This window comes from Novosphingobium kunmingense, assembly GCF_002813245.1.
GTDB lineage: Bacteria > Pseudomonadota > Alphaproteobacteria > Sphingomonadales > Sphingomonadaceae > Novosphingobium > Novosphingobium kunmingense.
In genome coordinates, this window is sequence record NZ_PHUF01000002.1 from 346,604 (window position 1) to 365,490 (window position 18,887).

15 protein-coding genes are annotated in these 18,887 nt (G+C 66.6%); 11 read left to right on the forward strand and 4 right to left on the reverse strand.

Features of this window, described 5'->3' with window-relative positions; translation table 11 throughout:
* Positions 1-78 precede the first annotated feature (78 nt).
* The 6 genes from B0I00_RS01750 (at position 79) to B0I00_RS01775 (ending at position 8,552) form a co-directional block, all read left to right on the forward strand.
* On the forward strand, positions 79-1,464 hold the full coding sequence (locus B0I00_RS01750; RefSeq protein ID WP_100865633.1) for a TIGR03013 family XrtA/PEP-CTERM system glycosyltransferase: 1,386 nt from the start codon (positions 79-81) through the stop codon (positions 1,462-1,464).
* Positions 1,461-3,584, forward strand: coding sequence for an XrtA/PEP-CTERM system histidine kinase PrsK (gene prsK, locus B0I00_RS01755; protein ID WP_100865634.1), 2,124 nt, complete (start codon positions 1,461-1,463; stop codon positions 3,582-3,584). Before B0I00_RS01750 ends, prsK begins: the two co-directional genes overlap by 4 nt.
* Complete coding sequence (prsR, locus tag B0I00_RS01760) at positions 3,584-4,948, forward strand: PEP-CTERM-box response regulator transcription factor (RefSeq protein WP_100865635.1); 1,365 nt, start codon at positions 3,584-3,586, stop codon at positions 4,946-4,948. The genes prsK and prsR overlap by 1 nt, the downstream gene beginning before the upstream one ends.
* A gap of 6 nt (positions 4,949-4,954) precedes the next feature.
* Positions 4,955-6,427, forward strand: a complete 1,473-nt coding sequence (locus B0I00_RS01765) for a tetratricopeptide repeat protein (protein WP_100865636.1) — start codon at positions 4,955-4,957, stop codon at positions 6,425-6,427.
* 68 nt (positions 6,428-6,495) lie between these two features.
* A complete protein-coding gene (locus B0I00_RS01770; RefSeq protein WP_100865637.1) occupies positions 6,496-7,554 on the forward strand; it encodes a CaiB/BaiF CoA transferase family protein in 1,059 nt (352 codons plus the stop codon).
* Positions 7,555-7,598: 44 nt separating this feature from the next.
* Positions 7,599-8,552 (forward strand): bile acid:sodium symporter family protein, encoded by a 954-nt coding sequence (locus B0I00_RS01775; RefSeq protein WP_100865638.1) that lies wholly within the window; start codon positions 7,599-7,601, stop codon positions 8,550-8,552.
* Here B0I00_RS01775 and B0I00_RS01780 read toward each other — a convergent pair.
* Both B0I00_RS01780 and panB read right to left on the reverse strand, forming a co-directional pair.
* Positions 8,539-9,609, reverse strand: coding sequence for a DUF475 domain-containing protein (locus tag B0I00_RS01780; protein WP_198519117.1), 1,071 nt, complete (start codon positions 9,607-9,609; stop codon positions 8,539-8,541). The two genes, B0I00_RS01775 and B0I00_RS01780, sit on opposite strands and share 14 nt — an antisense overlap.
* Before the next feature lie 50 nt (positions 9,610-9,659).
* A complete protein-coding gene (gene panB / locus B0I00_RS01785; protein ID WP_100865639.1) occupies positions 9,660-10,529 on the reverse strand; it encodes a 3-methyl-2-oxobutanoate hydroxymethyltransferase in 870 nt (289 codons plus the stop codon).
* A gap of 154 nt (positions 10,530-10,683) precedes the next feature.
* Here panB and B0I00_RS01790 point away from each other — a divergent pair, with 154 nt between their 5' ends.
* Positions 10,684-12,207 carry an amino acid permease gene (locus B0I00_RS01790; RefSeq protein ID WP_100865640.1) on the forward strand — a complete coding sequence of 508 codons (1,524 nt, stop codon included), beginning with the start codon at positions 10,684-10,686 and terminating at the stop codon, positions 12,205-12,207.
* A 63-nt stretch (positions 12,208-12,270) separates the two neighbouring features.
* Here B0I00_RS01790 and B0I00_RS01795 read toward each other — a convergent pair whose 3' ends face one another.
* Positions 12,271-12,747: a pyridoxamine 5'-phosphate oxidase family protein gene (locus B0I00_RS01795; RefSeq protein WP_100865641.1), complete on the reverse strand. Its 477-nt coding sequence runs from the start codon at positions 12,745-12,747 to the stop codon at positions 12,271-12,273.
* Between the two features lie 137 nt (positions 12,748-12,884).
* On the opposite strand from B0I00_RS01795, the gene B0I00_RS01800 reads away from it, so the two are divergent.
* Positions 12,885-13,622: a hypothetical protein gene (locus B0I00_RS01800; RefSeq protein ID WP_232730075.1), complete on the forward strand. Its 738-nt coding sequence runs from the start codon at positions 12,885-12,887 to the stop codon at positions 13,620-13,622.
* Between the two features lie 2 nt (positions 13,623-13,624).
* Positions 13,625-15,157, forward strand: a complete 1,533-nt coding sequence (locus tag B0I00_RS01805) for a DUF6504 family protein (protein ID WP_232730076.1) — start codon at positions 13,625-13,627, stop codon at positions 15,155-15,157.
* Positions 15,158-15,159: 2 nt separating this feature from the next.
* On the opposite strand, the gene B0I00_RS01810 is transcribed toward B0I00_RS01805, so the two are convergent.
* Entirely contained in the window at positions 15,160-16,053 is an 894-nt protein-coding gene (locus B0I00_RS01810; protein ID WP_100865642.1) for an alpha/beta fold hydrolase, read from the reverse strand.
* A 141-nt stretch (positions 16,054-16,194) separates the two neighbouring features.
* Between B0I00_RS01810 and B0I00_RS01815 the strand changes: the two genes are divergently transcribed.
* Together B0I00_RS01815 and B0I00_RS01820 are read left to right on the forward strand one after the other, a co-directional pair.
* On the forward strand, positions 16,195-17,442 hold the full coding sequence (locus B0I00_RS01815; RefSeq protein WP_100865643.1) for a putative DNA modification/repair radical SAM protein: 1,248 nt from the start codon (positions 16,195-16,197) through the stop codon (positions 17,440-17,442).
* Entirely contained in the window at positions 17,439-18,887 is a 1,449-nt protein-coding gene (locus B0I00_RS01820; protein WP_100865644.1) for a UdgX family uracil-DNA binding protein, read from the forward strand. Before B0I00_RS01815 ends, B0I00_RS01820 begins: the two co-directional genes overlap by 4 nt.

Genomic DNA, 18,887 nt, shown 5'->3' on the forward strand with positions numbered 1-18,887 from the left:
AGCTGTAAAGTTTACCGACATTTCACTTTCGGACGTTAGTCCCGGGCCTGACTTGCAAAGGAAGGCTGCCAGGGTTCGATGATCCGGCTGTTCAAACACTATGTTCCGCACGCCGTGCTGCTGCTCGGCCTGGTCGATTTCGCGTTGCTGTTCCTGGCATCGGACTTCGCCTGGCAGGTGCGTGCCATGCAGATCGGCGTCAGTGTGGGCGGCTTCTCGGACCGCTTCTGGCCCTCGCTCGGCTTCGCGCTCACTCTCCAGACCGCGATGATCGCGGTTGGCGTCTATGGGCCGCTGGCGCTGCGTTCGATGCGCCAGGCGGTCGCGCGGCTGCTGGTGGCTGTCGCGCTCGGCATCATCGGCCTCGCGTTCCTGAACTTCGTTTTCGGCGCACAGGCTTTCTGGCGCTCGACCCTTGCCTATTCGATGGCCCTGTCGATCACCTTCACCATGATCAACCGGATGTTCGCTGATCGCGTGCTAGGAGCCGAGGCCTTTCGTCGGCGGGTGCTGGTACTCGGCGCCGGCAAGCGGGCCGAGCGTCTGCGCAGGCTGTCCGAAAGGCCAGGCAGCGGTTTTGTCATCGTCGGGTTTATCGCCATGACGGATGCGCCGCCGGTCGTGGAAAGCGCAATCAGCCGCGGCGCGATTGCCAATCTGACGAAGCACGTACAGACCCTTGCCGCGGCCGAGGTCGTTCTTGCGCTCGAGGAGCGGCGCAACGCGCTGCCCCTGACGGACCTGCTGCGGATCAAGACAACCGGGGTCCACGTCAACGAGTTCGCCAGCTTCATGGAGCGCGAGACCGGCCGGGTCGATCTCGATTCGGTAAACCCGAGCTGGCTGATCTTCTCGGACGGCTTTTCGTCCGGACGAGCCGTGTCGGGCGCACTCAAGCGCATGTTCGACATTGCCGCAAGCTCGCTGCTGCTGGTGCTCAGCGCGCCACTCATTGCGGTGTTCGCCGCGCTGGTGAAGCTCGACAGCCGAGGCCCGGCATTCTTCCGCCAGCGCCGAGTCGGGCTTTATGGCGAAGGATTCGACGTCATCAAGCTGCGCTCTATGCACACCGACGCCGAAGCAAACGGCGCGCAGTGGGCCCAGGCCAACGATCCGCGCGTGACCCGGCTGGGCCAGTTCATTCGCAAGACCCGCATAGACGAATTGCCGCAGACCTGGACGGTTCTCAACGGCAAGATGAGCTTCGTCGGTCCGCGCCCCGAACGGCCCGAATTCGTCGGCGAACTGGAACAGCAGCTGCCCTATTACGCCGAACGCCACATGGTTAAGCCGGGTATTACCGGCTGGGCGCAGATCAACTTTCCCTATGGCGCGTCCATCGCGGATTCGCGGCACAAGCTCGAATACGATTTGTACTATGCCAAGAACTACACCCCGTTTCTCGACCTGCTGATCCTGCTGCAGACCCTGCGCGTGGTCCTGTGGCGCGAGGGCGCGCGATGAGCGCGGCCTTCGGCAGCGACGGCCTGTGGCCCAATGTCGCAACCCTGGCGTGGGAAGCAGGGGCGCTGGCCTGCGTGATCGCGGGCGGCTGGCTTCTCGCCATGCCACGGCGCTACGGACCGGCCAGCCGGCCGCTCGGCATCGCGCTGGCGCTGACCGCGGTCTGGGCGCTGTCGGGCGCGTTCAACGGGCTGCACGATCCGGCCACGACGATGCTCGACTGCGTGCGCAACCTGGCCTGGCTGTTCGCGCTCTACCGTCTGTTCTCGATCGACGGGCGTCACACTTCGATGGCCCCGATCCGGCCGATCCTTCTTGCGGTCGCCTTCGTCGAAGTGCTCAAGATCGGCGGCGTCATGGCCCTCCTGCGCACCGCTCCCGGTGCAGTCGAGCCGGTCGGCTTCCACACCTTCGTCTCGCTCGGCCTGCTCGTGTCGATCGGCGGGCTCGTGCTGGCCCACAACCTCTACGGCGGCGCTTCGGCCCAGGCCCGTCTCCTGCTGCGCTGGCCGGCGCTGGCGCTGGCGCTGTTGTGGGGGTTCGACCTGACCTATTACGTCATCGCCTATCTTTCCGGTTCGAGCCCGGTCGTGCTCGACGGGCTGCGCGGCGCGATGGGCCTGGTCTTTGCCGGCCTGGTCGTGCTGGGCGCGCGCGACGACAGCGTGCAGATCCGGTTCCGTCCCTCGCACGCCGCCACGTTCCAGAGCCTGTCGCTGCTCCTGATAGGCGGATATCTGGTCGTCCTCGTCGCCATCGCGCAGTGGCTGGCCTTCTCGGGGACCGACTTTTCGGCGCAGATGCAGATCGGCTTCGTCGCCGTGGTCATGCTGGCCGGGCTGGCCGTCTTGCCTTCCAGGCGGCTGCGCGGGTGGCTTCGCGTCTCGCTGACCAAGCACCTGTTCGCGCACCGCTTCGACTATCGCGCCGAATGGTTGCGCTTCACCCGCACGATCGGACAGGCCGGCGGCGATGCCGCATCGCTGGAAGAGCGTGCGATCCGTGCGCTGGCCGATATTACCGAAAGCCCCGCTGGACTGCTTCTCACCCGCGGTGAGGACGGCCTGTTCGAACTGGCCGCGCGCTGGCAATGGCCGACTGCCGACGTGCCGAGCGTCGCGCTCGACGCCGAGACGGTCGGCGCTTTCGAGCAGACCGCCTTCGTCGCCGATATCGACGCGCTGCGGAACGGCGGATCGATGCCCGAGCGCTGCCCGCCGCTGCCCGATTGGCTGATGGCGGAACCGCGCGCGTGGAGTGCTGTGCCGCTGCTCCATTTCGATCGCCTGGTCGGCCTCGTCGTCCTGGCGCGGCCTGCCTATACCCGCGCGCTCGACTGGGAAGACTTCGACCTGCTGCGCGTCGCCGGGCGCCAGCTTGCCTCCTACCTCGCCGAGAGCAAGGGGCAGGAGGCGCTGGCCGAAGCCAGTCGGTTCGACGACTTCCACCGCCGCATCGCCTTCGTCATGCACGATATCAAGAACCTGGCGAGCCAGCTCAGCCTGCTTGCCCGCAACGCCGAACTGCATTCCGAGAATCCCGATTTCCGTGCCGACATGCTGCTGACGCTGCGCAATTCGGCGGACAAGCTCAACGCGCTGCTGGCGCGGCTGTCACGCTATGGTTCGATGTCGGTACAGAGCCTTGCGCCTGTCCGCGTCGATGAGATTGCCGCCCGTGTGGTCCAGCAATTCGCGGGGATCCACCCGGTCCTTCTGATCGAGAGCGAGGGCTGCGAGGTATCCGGCGAACCGGAATCGCTCGAACAGGTGATCCTCCACCTTGTCCAGAACGCGGTCGATGCCAGTGCTGCGGACAGCGAGGTCATGCTGCGGGTAACCTGCGACAACCTCAATGGCGGGATCGAGATCGTCGATTCCGGCTACGGAATGAGCGCCGAGTTCATCCGCAACCGCCTGTTTAAGCCGTTCGATTCGACCAAGTCCGGCGGCTTCGGCATCGGCGCCTACGAGGCGCGCGAGCTGGTTCGCGCCATGGGCGGCCGCCTCGAGGTCGAGAGCCGCGAGGGCCTCGGCTCGCGCTTTGCCATTCATCTGCCGCTCGCCAGTTCGGCGGCGCTTCGCAAGTCCCTTGAACACGCCGGCAAGAAAGTCGCCTGATGTCCCAGACCAAACCCAAGCTGCTCATCGTCGAGGATGATCCCGGGCTGCAGGCGCAGCTCAAGTGGGCCTATCCCGACTTCGACGTGATCATCGCCGGCGATCGCGCCGCCGCGATCACCGCCCTTCGCGCCGAGGAGCCGGCCGTGGTCACGCTCGACCTCGGCCTGCCGCCCGATCCCGACGGGACCAGCGAAGGCTTTGCCGTCCTCGACGAGATCATCGCGCTGAAGCCCGACACCAAGGTCATCGTCGCCTCGGGTCATGGCGCGCGCGAAAGCGCGCTCCAGGCGATCGCCAAGGGGGCCTACGATTTCTATCAGAAGCCGGTCGATATCGAGGCCCTGGGCCTGATCGTGCGCCGCGCGCTGCAGCTTCACCATATCGAGGGCGAGAACCGACGCCTTGCCGTGCGCTCGGACGACGACAACCGCGTGCTCGGGCGGATGATCACCGGGGCGCCGGAAATGGTCAAGGTCGCGCGCACGATCGAGCGAGTCGCCAACACCAACGTTTCGGTCATGCTGCTGGGGGCCAGCGGCACCGGCAAGGAACTGCTGGCGCGCGGGCTGCACGAGGCGAGCGACCGCGCCGATGGTGCCTTCGTCGCGATCAACTGCGCGGCGATCCCCGAAAATCTCCTCGAAAGCGAGCTGTTCGGACACGAGAAGGGCGCTTTCACCGGCGCAGTAAAGACAACCGAGGGCAAGATCGAGCAGGCCCATGGCGGCACGCTGTTCCTCGACGAAGTCGGCGACATTCCGCTTCCGCTGCAGGTCAAGCTTCTCCGCTTCCTTCAGGAACGGGTGATCGAACGGATCGGCTCGCGCAAGTCGATCGCGGTCGATACCCGCATCGTCTGCGCGACGCACCAGGACCTCGAGGCGATGATCGGCGACGGCCGGTTTCGCGAGGACCTGTTCTACCGGCTTGCCGAAATCGTCGTGAAGATCCCCAGCCTGGCCGAGCGGCCGGGCGACGCGGGACTTCTTGCCAAGGCCTTCCTCGCCCGCTTCGCGCGCGAGATGAACCCGCAGGTCAAGGGTTTCTCCGCCGATGCGCTGGCCGCGATCGACGCCTGGCACTGGCCGGGCAACGTGCGCGAGCTGGAAAACCGGGTGAAACGCGCCGTGATCATGTCCGATGCCAGGCTGGTCCACGCCCATGATCTTGATCTCGCCGCGGACGAGGCTGACGACAGCCATTTGCTCAACATCAAGGTGGCGCGCGAGGCGGCGGACCGGCGGGTGATCCGCCACGCTCTGGCGCGCAGCGAAGGCAACATCTCGAGTACGGCCAAGATGCTCGGGATCAGCCGGCCGACGCTCTACGACCTGCTCAAGCAGTATGACATGCAGGTCTGAGCGGCGGTGAAGCCCGCCCTGTGCCTTGCCGCGGCACTTGTGGTGCTGACCGCGCCGGGCAGGGCCGCCGCACCTGCGGCGAACGATCCGCTGGCCTGGGTCGAGAATGGGCGACGGCTCTATTCCCAAGGGGACCAGCTTGCCGCGATCGACGCGGCGAACCGGGCGCTGCTGATCGATCCCGACAACGTCCGCGCGCTCGAACTGCGCGCCCAGATGCTGCGCGAGCAGGCGGGCTGGGTGGCGGCGCTCCCGCTATACGAACGTGCCTTGCTCGGTGACCCCCGGGATCTCGATCTGCTGGCCGGATACGCCGGGACGCTGGGGGAGGCCGGGCGCGTGCGCGACATGCTGACCGTGACCCGTCGCATGATCGAGATCGACGCGAAGGATCCGCGATCCTGGTTCTTTCAGGCCGTGCTGGCGGCAAGGGCGGGCAAGACCAGCCTTGCCCGCAACCTGATTGCGCGGACGGGACGACGACTGGACGCCATGCCGGCGGCATCATTGCTGCGCGGCGCGCTGGAACTGGAGGCAGGAAATGCCAATGTCGCGGCGACTATCCTCGACCCGCTGGTCCAAAGGCAACCTGCGAACACGACAGCGCAATTGCTGCTGGCGCGCGCGCTCTACGAAGCCGGCGACCTGCGCGGGCTGATCGGGCGGTTCACCGGCGCGGCGCAACGCCCCGATGCATCGCCCTATCTGCTTGCCGTGATGGGACGCGCGCTCGAGGAGGCGGGCGACCGCGCGGCGGCGGCGCCCTATCTCGACCGGCTTGCGGCGGCAAAGCCGCTGCCGGTCATGCCGATGCTCTACCAGCCAGCGAACGATGCCGCCGGAGCAGTGCGCGCGCGCTTGCTGGCCGGCGATCTCACGGGTGCCGATACACAGGCTGCAACTCTTGCCGAGCGGCGTCCCGGCATGTTTGAAGCCCAAGCCCTGGCCGGTGATGCAGCCTTGGCAAATGGCAAGGCACCGATCGCGCTCGACCGGTTCCGCAAGGCCATGCTGGTGCGGTTTCCCGAGCGCCTGCTACTGCGCACCACCGAGGCGCTGGAGCAAACGGGGCAGGGGCGAAGCACGCCGGCGCTGGTCACCGGATATCATGCAGCCTTTCCCGGCAGCCTGCTGGCCAGCCGGCTTGCTGCCGGCCATGCTGCCCTGTCCGGGGACTGGGCGCGCAGCCGGTCCGATCTGGAAGATCTGGTCGCGCGAACCGGAACCCGCGATGGTCGCGTGATGGCGGACCTGGCCTTGGCGCAACTCCAGACTGGGGACGCAGGGGCGGCGCTGGTCTCGGCGGAGCGCGCGGCGCAGCTTTTGCCCAACAGCGGATTCCCCGCCTTGGCCTGGGGGCTGGCTCTCAGCGAACTCGGCGAGCAGCCCGATCTTGCCCGCCAGTTGCTGCGGAAGGTTCGGTGCATCGAGGGTGACAGCCCGCGTCTTGCCGAGGCCTTGGACCGGGTCGGCAATTAGCCCCCTCGACAAGCGGGAAACTTCGCCTAAAGCCAATTTCATCGATCGATTAAATTTCGAGGATGAGGATGGCAGGCGTACTTTCTGGGGTAACCGTTATCGAACTGGCCGGGATCGGACCCGGCCCCTTTGCCGGCATGATGCTGGCCGATCATGGCGCGCGGGTGATCCGGGTCGAACGGCCGGGAACCAGCGGCCGGTTCGGTGACGGCGGCAACCGCGACATCCTCAACCGCAACCGCGAACGGGTCGAACTCGACCTCAAGGATCCAGCCGCGATCGCAAAATTGAAAGACATGGTGAAGACCGCCGACGCGCTGATCGAGGGTTATCGTCCCGGCGTGATCGAGCGCATGGGCATCGGCCCCGACGTGCTGCTGGGCATCAATCCCAACCTGGTGATCGGACGCATGACCGGATGGGGCCAGGACGGACCGATGGCCCCGCTGGCCGGTCACGACATCAATTATATCGCGCTGTCGGGCGCTCTGCACACCTATGGCCGCAAGGGCCAGAAGCCGACCTTCCCGGTCAATGCTGTCGGCGATTTCGGCGGCGGCGGCATGATGCTGGCCTTCGGGGTGGTGGCCGCGCTGCTTCACGTTCGCAGCGGCGGGACCGGTCAGGTCGTGGACTGCGCGATGGTCGACGGTGCGGCTATTCTGTCGGCCATGACCTACACCTTCCTCGGCAACGGCCAATGGCAGGACGAGCGCGGCGTCAACATGCTCGACAGCGGCACGCACTTCTATGACACCTACGAGACGAGCGACGGGAAATACATCTCGCTCGGCTCGATCGAGCCTCAGTTCTATGCCCTGCTGATGGAAAAGACCGGCCTTGCCGGCGATGCCGATTTTGCCCAGCAGATGAACCCGGCCAAGTGGGACGACCTCAAGCAGCGCATGACAGACCTGATCCTGACCAGGACGCGCGATGAATGGTGCGAGATCATGGACGGCACCGACATCTGTTTCGCCCCGGTACTGAGCCTGCGCGAAGCGCCGAAGCATCCGCACAACGTGGCGCGGCGCACATTCGTCGAGGATGGCGGCATGGTCCAGCCGGCCCCGGCGCCGCGCTTTTCGGCAACGCCTGCACCGGCTCCCAGCCTGAAGGGGCGCTAGGGTCCGGTTGCGTTGATGACGGGACGCAGGAATAGAGCGCTACGATGAGCGTTCTGTCCCGTATCGATCCGATGGTTCGGCTGCTGGTCGTGGCCATCGCCCTGGCGTTCGTCCTGCCGGTTCACGGTGCGGCGCGCGAGGCTGCGCAGTTCGTCGCCAACGCCGCGGTGTTCCTGCTGTTCTTCCTTAACGGCCTGCGGCTGCCGCGGCACGAGGTCTGGGAGGGCCTTGGCAACCACCGGCTGCTCTGGCCCCTCGTCGCCTGGGTCTTCGGCGCGATGGCCCTTGCAGGCTGCTTGGTCTGGCAGGCGGGGCAGGGATGGATGCCGCCGCTTATCGCGCTGGGGTTCCTCTATCTCGGCTGCCTGCCGTCAACGGTCCAGTCCGCGACGGCCTATTCGTCGCTTGCAGGCGGCAATGTTGCGAGCTCGGTCGTCGCCGCGGCGCTGCTCAACATCCTCGGCGTTTTCGTCACCGCGCCGCTGTTCTCGTTATTGGCGGGCAACGCGGGCGTCGGCTTTCACGCCGACGGGCTGGTCAAGGTCGTGGTCATCCTACTCGTCCCGTTCGTTCTCGGCCAGGCGCTGCAGGGGCGCCTCGGCAACTTGGTCAGGGATAACCGCCCTCTGGTGTCCGCCATGGACCGGGGCTCGATCGCGATCGCTGTCTATGTCGCTTTCTCGGGCGCGGTGGCGACCCGGTTCTGGACCCAGATCGATGCTTCGGGCTGGCTATGGCTGGCAGGCGGCACCGCGCTGATGCTGGCGATCGGTCACGGGGGGGCCTGGCTGCTGGGCGGGGCGGTCGGCCTCGATCCGGCCAACCGCCGCACCATGCTTTTCGCCGGCGCGCAAAAGAGCATCGCGATGGGCGCGCCGCTGGCGACTGTGCTGTTTGCGCCGGCAGCGGCCGGGGCCATCCTGATGCCGATCCTGCTCTATCATCTGGCGCAGCTGGTGCTGGCAGCGCCGCTCGCCGCGCGGCTCAGTCGGCCCTGACCGCGGCTTCAAGCTCGGCTTCGGGGTGGCGGCGCTTGTGCCGCACCGACCACCACAGCGACAGACCGATCAGCACCGCGCCGATCAGGCCGGTGATCGTTTCGGGAATGTGGAAACGCGCCGACAGCAGCATGATCGCGCCGAGCACGATGATCGCCCAGAAGGCCCCATGTTCGAGATAGCGGTATTCGGCCAGCGTACCCTGCTTGACCAGGTGGATGGTCATCGAACGCACGAACATGGCGCCGATCGACAGGCCCAGCGCGATGACGACCATGTTGTTCGACAAGGCGAAGGCGCCGATCACGCCGTCAAAGCTGAACGAGGCGTCGAGGACGTTGAGGTAGAGGAACCCGCCGAGCCCCGAGCGGACGATCTGGCCGTTCACGGTCATGGCCTGGTCGCGCATCTCGAGGATCGTGCTGATCGCTTCCACCGCGATGAAACTGACCAGGCCGAGTGTGCCCGCGACCATGAAGGTCAGTGCCTCGTCCGGCGGCAGCATTCGCGAGATGAGGTAGAGCACGACGAGGAGCAAAGCGATCTCTGCGGCCTTGATGTTCGAGACCAGCGCCAGTTTCTGTTCGATCCAGCGAAGCCAGTGGATTTCCTTCTCGCCGTCGAAAAAGAACGACAGGCCGACCATGGCGAGGAACGCACCGCCGAACCCGGCTATGCCGACGTGGGCGCTGCTGACGATCTGTTCGTATTCGTCCGGGTTGTTCAGCGACAGGCGCAGCGCATCGACGGGGCCAAGGCCCGCCGCGATCGCGACGATGGCCAGCGGGAAGACGATGCGCATGCCGAACACCGCGATAACCATGCCCCAGGTCAGGAAGCGTTTCTGCCAGACTTCGTCCATGTCTTTCAGAACCGCGGCGTTGACCACCGCGTTGTCGAACGACAGCGATACTTCGAGGATCGCCAGAACGAAGATGATCCACAACATCGATGCCGTCGCGGCCATGCTGCCGCTTTGCGACCAGCCGTACCACGCGCCGAGCAGAAAGCAGGCGATCGTGAAGAAGATTGAGCCCTTGTAGAAACGCATCAACATGGAAATGCCCTGTTTATCAATTGATTATTTTGCGACCGTGAAGAGCGCAATCACTTGGGTTGGTAGGTCTGCTCGACGCCCGGAAAAGCGCGAGTGCGCACTTCGGATGCATAGCGCTCGGCGGCGGCGGAAATGGTGTCGGCGATGTTCTCGTAACGCTTCACGAACCGGGGCACGCGTTCGAACATGCCCAGCATGTCTTCGGTGACCAAGACCTGCCCGTCGCACTGGTTCGACGCCCCGATGCCGATGATCGGGCATCCGGTCGCCTTGGTCGCCTCGATCGCGATCGGTTCGACCACGCCCTCGATGACGATGGCAAAGGCCCCGGCCTGATCGAGCGCAACCGCGTCGGAGACGATCTTTGCGGCCTCGGCGGCGCTACGGCCGCGCGCGTTGTAGCCGCCGAGCGTGTTGACCGCCTGCGGCGTCAAGCCGACATGGCCCATCACCGGCACGCCGCGCTGCGAGAGAAAGGCCACCGTATCGGCCATGACCGCGCCGCCCTCGAGCTTGACTGCCGAGCAGCCGGTTTCGGCCAGGATCCGGGCCGCGCTTTCCAACGCTTGGTCGGGCGACCGCTCGTAGGTGCCGAACGGCAGGTCGACCACCACCGCCGCATGATAGGATCCGCGCACGACCGCCGCGCCGTGCGCGATCATCATGTCCAGCGTCACCTGCAGGCTGCTGGGGAGGCCGTAGATGACCTGGCCCAGCGAATCGCCGCACAGCAGGAGGTCGCAGTGCGCGTCGAGCAGCTGAGCCTGGCGCGCGGTATAAGCCGTCAGCATCACGACCGGTTCGGCCGTCGCGCCATCTTCCTTGCGCTGGCGGATCGCCGGGATGGACAGTCGGCGTAGCGGGGCGGGTGTCGGATGCGCGCGGCTGGTCGCCGTATCGAGTTGATAGGTCGTGGACATGGGGGAGCCCCATAGCCGAGCCGGTAAAGCTGGGGAAGGCTTGCTGTTTAGCGCTTGCCATTGGCCCCTTTGCCGTTAGCTTCCCGCGCAGGAAATAACATGCGGCGCTGTGCTTGGAATGTTGCGCAGACCGCCGCCAGTCTAGGGGACATGCATGTTCGGGCGCGTCAAACCGCTGGACGCCATCTTGGCGACCGCCGAAAAGAAATCACTTCACCGATCGCTTGGCGCGTTCCAGTTGACCATGTTGGGGATCGGCGCGGTCATCGGTACGGGTATCTTCGTGCTGACCGCCGAAGCAGCCCAGAAGGCCGGTCCGGGCATGATGGTCAGCTTCATGATTGCCGGCTTCGTCTGTGCCGTGGCGGCGCTGTGCTACGCCGAAATGGCGGCCATGGTTCCGGTTTCGGGATCGGCCTACACCTACAGCTACGCCGTCATGGGGGAACTGATCGCCTGGATGGTCGGGTGGGCGCTGATCCTCGAATATGCGGTTGCGGCGGGTGCGGTCAGCGTGGGCTGGTCTGGCTATGTGGTCGGCCTCATAGAGAACGCGCTATCGATCGATATTCCCGACACGCTGGTGCGCGGGCCCTATGACGGCGGCATGGTCAATCTCCCGGCCATGCTGATCGCGGGTCTCGTCACCTGGCTGCTGGTGATCGGCACCAAGGAAAGCGCGACGGTCAATGCGGTCCTGGTGGCTATCAAGGTGTCGGCGCTGACGATTTTCGTCATCCTGGCCGTGCCGGTGATGAACATGGCCAATTTCGAGCCGTTCTCTCCGCTCGGTTTTGGCGGCATAGGGGCTGCTGCGGCTTCGATCTTCTTCGCCTATGTCGGCTTCGACGCGGTCTCTACAGCGGCCGAGGAGACCAAGAACCCGCAGCGCAACATGCCGATTGGCCTGATCGGCAGCCTCGGCATCTGCACCGTCTTCTACCTGCTGGTCGCCGCCGGCGTGATCGGATCGGTCGGCGCGCAGCCCGTGATGGGCGCGGGCGGCGAAGTGCTGGAACCCGGTAGCCGCGAACTGGCCGCGCAGTGCAGCGCGATTGCCGATCAGGCAGTCGTCTGCTCGAAGGAGGCACTGGCCTGGACGCTGCGCGAAATCGGCTGGCCACAGATCGGCAACCTGATCGGGCTTGCCGCAGGTCTGGCGCTGCCCTCGGTCATCCTGATGATGATGTTCGGCCAGACCCGCATCTTCTTCGTGATGAGCCGCGATGGCCTGCTTCCGGCGACGTTCTCGAAGATCCACCCCAAGTACAACACCCCTTCGACGATCACGATCATCACCGGGGCCGCTGTGGCGCTGTTCGCCGCCTTCTTCCCGGTCGGTCTTCTGGCCAACATTTCCAACTCGGGCACGTTGTTCGCCTTCGCCGCGGTTTCGATCGCTGTGCTGGTTATTCGTCGGACCGATCCGGGCCGCCACCGTCCGTTTCGCACTCCTGCGATCTGGATCACCTCGCCACTGGCGTTGCTGGGCTGCCTCTATCTGTTTTACAAGCTCGATCCGAAGAGCCAGATGCTGTTCGTGATCTGGGCTGTCGTCGGCCTGCTGGTGTACTTCGGCTACAGCCGCAGCCGCAGCCATGTCGGCCGCGGTCTGGTCGAGGTGCACGAGCGCGATGCCGACGCCCCTCCGCAGCCGGTCCCGCCGATCGAGGACTGAGGCACGCAAGAGTTCACCCCTTGAAGGGCCGCTTCCCTGGTGGAAGCGGCCCCTTTTTTGGGTCTACAGCGCGACCTCGGCGTAGCCGCCCTTGATGTCGTCGCGCACGTTCATGCCCAGCGCCATCTTGGCTGTGTTGAGTATGCCCGTTTCACCCGACCAGATCGAAGCATCGCCCAAGTCCATGCGAAGCAGCAGCGCGCTCGCCTTGCCTTCGGGAAACCAGGCTTCGACGAAGTTGTTCCACAGCGCGTCCTTGCGCTCCTGGCTGGTTTCCTCGGTCAGGGTGCCGGCAAAACGGGCGTGAAGGTCGTGGCCCTTGCTGGTGTAGGTCGCGGTCGCCGGACCCATCGCGGCAAAGCGGTTGTCGGGCGAGGTAAAGAACCAGATCATGTGGTGCGCGTCCTTGTCGAGCTGCGCGGTCATGGGCGCAGCGCTGTCGGGATCGGCATCGAGCTGCAGCATCACGTAAGGCGAATTGGCCAGTTCCTTCCAGAACTTGTCCTTGAGCTCGGTGGGGTTGCCCTGGTCGTACTTCATGGCTGTCTCCTGCTTGGGTATCTCGATAACCGTGGGGCACGGGCAGGGTTCCACTGCCCCTTGGGCCATGCGGCAGAGCGTTCGCGGCGCCCTTGCGAATCACCGTGCATAAGAACATAATAAGAACATAGATTCGCATGGTACCGACCCCGACCCCTCTTTCCGCCTTTGCGCGGCGTCCCTTGCTGCCCGCGCGCGGCCTTGCCGGTGCGCAGGCCGCGGGCTGGCAACCCGGCCAGGACGACGGCACCCTGCACGGGGAAGTGTTCGCCGCCTCCAGCGAAGGGGGCGGGGCCGCGCTGGCGCTGGCGTTGGTGCTTGACCGCATGGCCGCCCTTGCGCCCGATCCGGTGGTCGACGTGCCTGATCAGCGTGCCTGGCTATGGGTCCAGGATGCGCAGGCGCTGCGGCTGACGGGGCGCCCCTACCGTCCGGGCCTGCCGCCGGCCTTGCGCCACCGCCTGGTCCATGTTGCCGCGAAAACCCCGGAAGAGGCGCTGTTCGCGCTGGAAGAGGGGCTGCGCTGCCGCGATCTGGCCTTTGTCATCGGCGAAGTGGCGGGCAATCCCCGCGCGCTTGATTTCACCGCCTCGCGCCGATTGAGTCTTGCCGCGCAGCGCCATGGGGTTCCCCTGTGGCTGGTGCGGCTCGACGCCCGGCCCGACCTGTCCGCGGCCCGCCAGCGCTGGCAGGCCCGGGCCGTGCCCAGCCTGCCGCCGCGCTGGAACGCACAGGCCCCGGGCGCTCCTGCCTGGCAGGCCGAACTGTTTCGCGCGCGCAATCATCCGCCCGGCGAATGGCTGCTGCACCACGCCGCGGACGGGCGCCTTGCCCACCGCGATGCGCCGGAACCGGCCCTTCAGACGTTGTCCTGACCGTGGCGCGCCGCATTCTGGCGATCTGGTTGCCGCGCCTGGCGATCGAGCGCTGGCTGCTGGGCCAGGGCGATGATCAATCCGGTGATGGTTCCCCGCTGGTCCTGATCAGCGATACCGCCCATGGCCCGCGAGTGACGGCCGCGACCCGGGCCGGGCTGGAAGCGGGCGCGCGGCCGGGCATGATGCTGGCCGATGTCCGCGCGCTGTGCCCGCAGATCGCCGTCGCCCCGGCCGATCCGTCGGGCGATCTGGGGCTGCTCGAACAGCTCGCCCTGTGGGCACAGCGCTGGGGGCCGTGGTCGGCGCTCGATCCGCCCGACGGGCTGGTGGTCGACGTCAGCGGCGCCGCACATCTGTTCGGCGGAGAGGACGCGCTGCTGGCCGATGCGCGGCGACGACTGGCCGCGCGGGGGCTGTCCACGCGCCTGGCCATCGCCCCCACCGCCGGCGCGGCATGGGCGCTGGCCCATTACGGAGCGGACGGCGCCACCGTGCAGCCGGGCGACAGTCTCGACCCCTTGCCGGTGGCGGCGCTGCGGCTCGATCCCGCGGTGCTCACCGTGCTGCGCCGTCTCGGGCTCAAGCGGATCGGCGATCTGACCGGCGTGGCGCGCGATGCCCTGGCGCGGCGGTTCCGCAGCGCTCACGCTCCGGCGGCCAATCCGCTGATCCGCATGGACCAGCTGGCCGGCCGCGTGCCCGAGCCGCTGCTGCCGGTGGTCTCCCTCGAATCGCCGCTGGTGCAGCGCCGGCTGATGGAGCCGATCCGCCACCGCGTTCTGCTCGACAAGGTCCTCGAGGATCTGTGCGCCGACATGGCGCGCATACTCGAAGGGCGGGCGCTGGGCGCGCGGCGGCTCGAACTGGCGCTGTGGAAAGTGGACGGCGAAGTTGTCGCCCGCCGGCTGGAGGTCTCTGCCGCCAGCCGCGATGCTGCGCACCTGGCCGGCCTGTTCGCCCGCAAGCTGGACGATGTCGACGCCGGCTTCGGGATCGAGCTGGCCCGCTTGCGCGCCGCCTGGATCGAACCGCTGCCACTGGCGCAGAAGGATTTCGAGGCCAGCGCCGAGCGGCAGGGCACCAGCCTTGCCGCCTGCATCGACCGTCTCAGCGTGCGTCTGGGCGAAGGGGCGATCCGCCGCCCGGTGCTCCACGCCAGCCACGTTCCCGAACGCGCCCAGCGCTGGGTTGCGCCGCTCGATCCGGCGGCTGTGCGGCAGGAAAGTCTCGCCTTTCACGCCAGGCCGCTCAAACTGCTCGACCGGGCTGAGCCGATCGCCGTGCTCTATGCCAGCCCCGATGGACTGCCACGACGGTTTCGCTGGCGCGGCGACGTGCACGAGGTGATGCGCGCCGAAGGCCCGGAACGGATCGCGCCCGAATGGTGGCGCGAACGCTCGACCGTCCGGCTGCGCGATTACTACCGGGTCGAGGACGGGGAGGGGAGGCGATACTGGATCTACCGCCACGGCCTGTCGGGCGACGGCCGCGGCGGTACTCCGGACTGGTATCTGCAGGGGCTGTTCGGCTGACCTTACAGCTGCGGCAGGACCAATGCCTCGCGCGTCATTTCGTCCAGCGCTTCCTGGCTGCGGGGGGCTTCCTCGCCCAGCAGGAAGGCCAGCAGGTCGCTCTTCAGCCGCTCGGTCTGCGTGGCAAACAGGCCGTGCGGTTCGCCATCATATTCGATCAGCCGCGCACTATCGACCCGCCGCGCCACTTCGTGGCCCGTTGCGGCGATCGGCACCGTTTTGTCCGCCGTGCCGTGGATGACCAGCGTAGGCACCCTGAAGTGCGGCAGATCGGGACGGAAGTCGGTGGTAGCAAAAGCCTTTGCCGCGCCAAGCGTCGGGCGCAGCCCTGCCTGCATCGCGGTCGCCCAGGCCAGGTGGAGAACCTCGTCGCTGACCGGGTGCGCCAGCATCCCCATCCCGAAGAAGTCCTTGAAGAAGCCGGTAAAGAACTTCGCCCGGTCTTCCAGCATACCCTGCGTCATCTGGTCGAAGGTCGCCTGCGGCACGCCATCGGGATTGTTGTCCTCTTTCAGCATGTAGGGCACCACCGACGATATCAGCACCGCCTGGCTTACGCCCTTGCCGCCGTGCCGCGACATGTAGCGCGCGATCTCGCCGCCGCCCATGGAGAAGCCGACCAGCGCGGCGTTCTCGGTCACGCCGTAATGCTTCATCACGGCGGCCAGATCGTCGGCGAAGGTGTCGTAGTCGTAGCCTCCCGAGGGCTGGCTCGAACGGCCGAAGCCGCGCCGGTCATAGGCGATGGCCTTTAAGCCGGCGTCGGCCAGGGCGTGGCTGATCGGATCCCAGCTGTCGCCCGACAGCGGCCAGCCGTGGATCAAGATCACCGGGCGGCCTTCGCCCCAGACCTTGGAGTAGAGGTGGGTGCCGTCAGCGGTCTCGATAATGTGCATTGTGGGGAGTTCCTTGTCTGGTCTGTTCAAATGCGCCGCCGCTTGGGAAAGTTCCGTATTTGCGACACTTTGCGACGAAAAGTGCAGCCAGAGGCTTGAATGGGACTCGCCAAGGGCGATGGGAGAACATATAAGGAACAAATGTCGCAACCCAGCCTTATGGACCGTCTCGCCATTCTGGCCGATGCCGCCAAGTACGACGCCTCCTGCGCCTCGTCGGGCACGGCCAAGCGCACCAGCAAGGGCGGCAAGGGGATCGGCTCGACCGAGGGCATGGGCATCTGCCACGCCTATGCGCCGGATGGGCGCTGCATTTCGCTGCTCAAGATCCTGCTGACCAACCACTGCGTGTTCGATTGCCACTATTGCATCAACCGCAAGAGCTCGAACGTGCGGCGGGCAAAGTTCACGCCCCAGGAAGTCGCCGACCTGACGATCGCCTTTTACAAGCGCAACTACGTCGAGGGTCTGTTCCTCTCCTCGGGCATCGTCAAGAATTCCAGCCACACGATGGAGCAGCTGATCGAAACCGCGCGGATCCTGCGCGAGGAGCACGATTTCCGCGGCTATATCCATTTGAAGACCATTCCCGAAGCGGAGGCCGAAATGGTCCGGCGCGCCGGACTCTATGCCGATCGCGTCTCGATCAATGTCGAACTGCCGACTGTCGCCGGCCTGACCCGCCTTGCGCCTGACAAGGACGTCGGTGTGATCGAAGGCGCGATGGGCGATCTCAAAAGCGCGATTATCGAGGCGAAGGACGCGAGGAAGCGCTTCAAGTCCGCGCCGCGCTTTGCCCCGGCCGGGCAATCGACCCAGATGATCGTCGGCGCCGACGATGCCAGCGATGCCACGATCGTCGGCAAGGCCAGCGCGCTTTACGATCGGTTCCGCCTGCGCCGCGTCTATTATTCGGCCTTCAGCCCGATCCCCGATGCCAGCGCCGTCCTGCCGCTGCAGCGCCCGCCCCTGATCCGCGAACACCGGCTCTACCAGTCCGACTGGCTGATGCGGTTCTACGGCTTTGCGCCGGGCGAAGTGCAGCAGGCAGCCGACGATGCCGGGATGCTGCCGCTCGACATCGATCCCAAGCTGGCCTGGGCGCTCAAGTTCCGCGACCGTTTCCCGGTCGACGTCAACCGCGCCCCGAAGGAAGCGTTGCTGCGGGTGCCGGGACTGGGCACCCGGGCGGTCGGCGCGATCCTCGCGGCGCGGCGGCAGCGGCGCCTGCGGCTCGAAGACGTGGCCAAACTGACCGTCTCGGTTGCGAAGATCCGGCCGTTCATCGTTGCGGCCGACTGGCGCCCGATCCTCCTGACCGACCGGGCCGATCTCAAAGCTCTGGTCGCTCCGAAGAGAACCGAGCAGCTCGAACTGTTCGCGGCATGACCCAGCTGTTTCGCGATGCGCGCAGCGGAGAGGCCTTTGCCGCTCCGCTTGCCGCGCCCGACGATTTTGCCGGCTGGCGCGAACAGGCGCGGCGGCTGGTCAGCGCCGACGTGCCGCCCGATCGCGTGGCCTGGCAGGTCCCGGGCGAGGGCGGCGAGGACCTCTTTGCCGGGGCGGGCAAGGCCATGCGCCTGCCCGCGCCGCGCGACGACGCGCCGCAGCCGCGGGTGCCGCGCGCCTTTCTCGACCTTGCCGGAAAGGCCGCGCTCCATTCCGATCCGCAACGCTTCAGCCTGCTCTACCGCCTGTTGTGGCGCCTGCAGACCCGGCCCGGCCTGATGGAGGACGGCGCCGACGATGACGTGCGCCGCCTTGCCATGCTGGCCCGTACCGTGCGCCGCGACATCCACAAGATGCGCGCCTTCGTGCGTTTCCGCGTGATCGAGGACGAAGACGGCGAACGCTACGTCGCCTGGTTCGAGCCGGAGCATCACATCCTGCGCGCCAACGCCGCCTTTTTCGTCAACCGCTTCACCCAGATGAAGTGGACGATCCTGACCCCGCAGGGCTCGCTCGACTGGGATGGCCAGACGCTGCGCGAAGGCCCGCCCGCCGCGCGCGGCGATGCCCCGGCGCAGGACGCGGCCGAGGACCTGTGGAAGACCTACTACGGCTCGATCTTCAATCCGGCACGGCTGAAGATCGGGGCGATGCTCAAGGAAATGCCCAGGCGCTACTGGAAGAACATGCCCGAGGCGGCGCTGATCCCCGAACTGGTCGCTGGCGCCCAGGCCCGCGAGGCGCGGATGGTGGAAACCGGGGCCGCGCTGTTCACCGAAAGCCGGCCCGACAGTCTGGAGGCCATCGCCGCGGGCATTTCCGCCTGCACGCGCTGCCCGATCGGCTGCAACGGTACCCGAGCGGTGGCGGGCGAGGGCCGCGCCGACGCCGCGCTGATGATCGTCGGCGAACAACCCGGCGACAGCGAGGAGCAACAGGGCCGCCCCTTCGTTGGCCCGGCGGGTCAGGTCCTGCGCAGCCACCTGGCCGGGGCCGGGATCGATCCGGGGCAAGCCTGGCTGACCAACGCGGTCAAGCACTTCAAGTTCGTGCTGCGTGCACCCTCCAAGCGGCGGCTGCACCAGAACCCTTCGGCCAGGGAGATCGACACCTGTCGCTGGTGGGTGGAAAGCGAACGCCTGCTGGTGCGCCCGAAGATGGTCCTGGCCTTGGGCGCCAGCGCGGCGCGATCGGTGCTGGGCAAGACCGTGAGCGTGCAGAAGGTGCGAGGGCTTCCGCAGCGGCTGGATGACGGGGCAGAGCTGTGGATTACCACCCATCCGTCCTACCTGTTGCGCCTTGATGAGGGCGCCCGCGCGGGCGAGGAAGCGCGCTTTGCCGCCGATCTCGCGGCCGCCGGCGCGCGGCTGCGCGACCTGGCATGA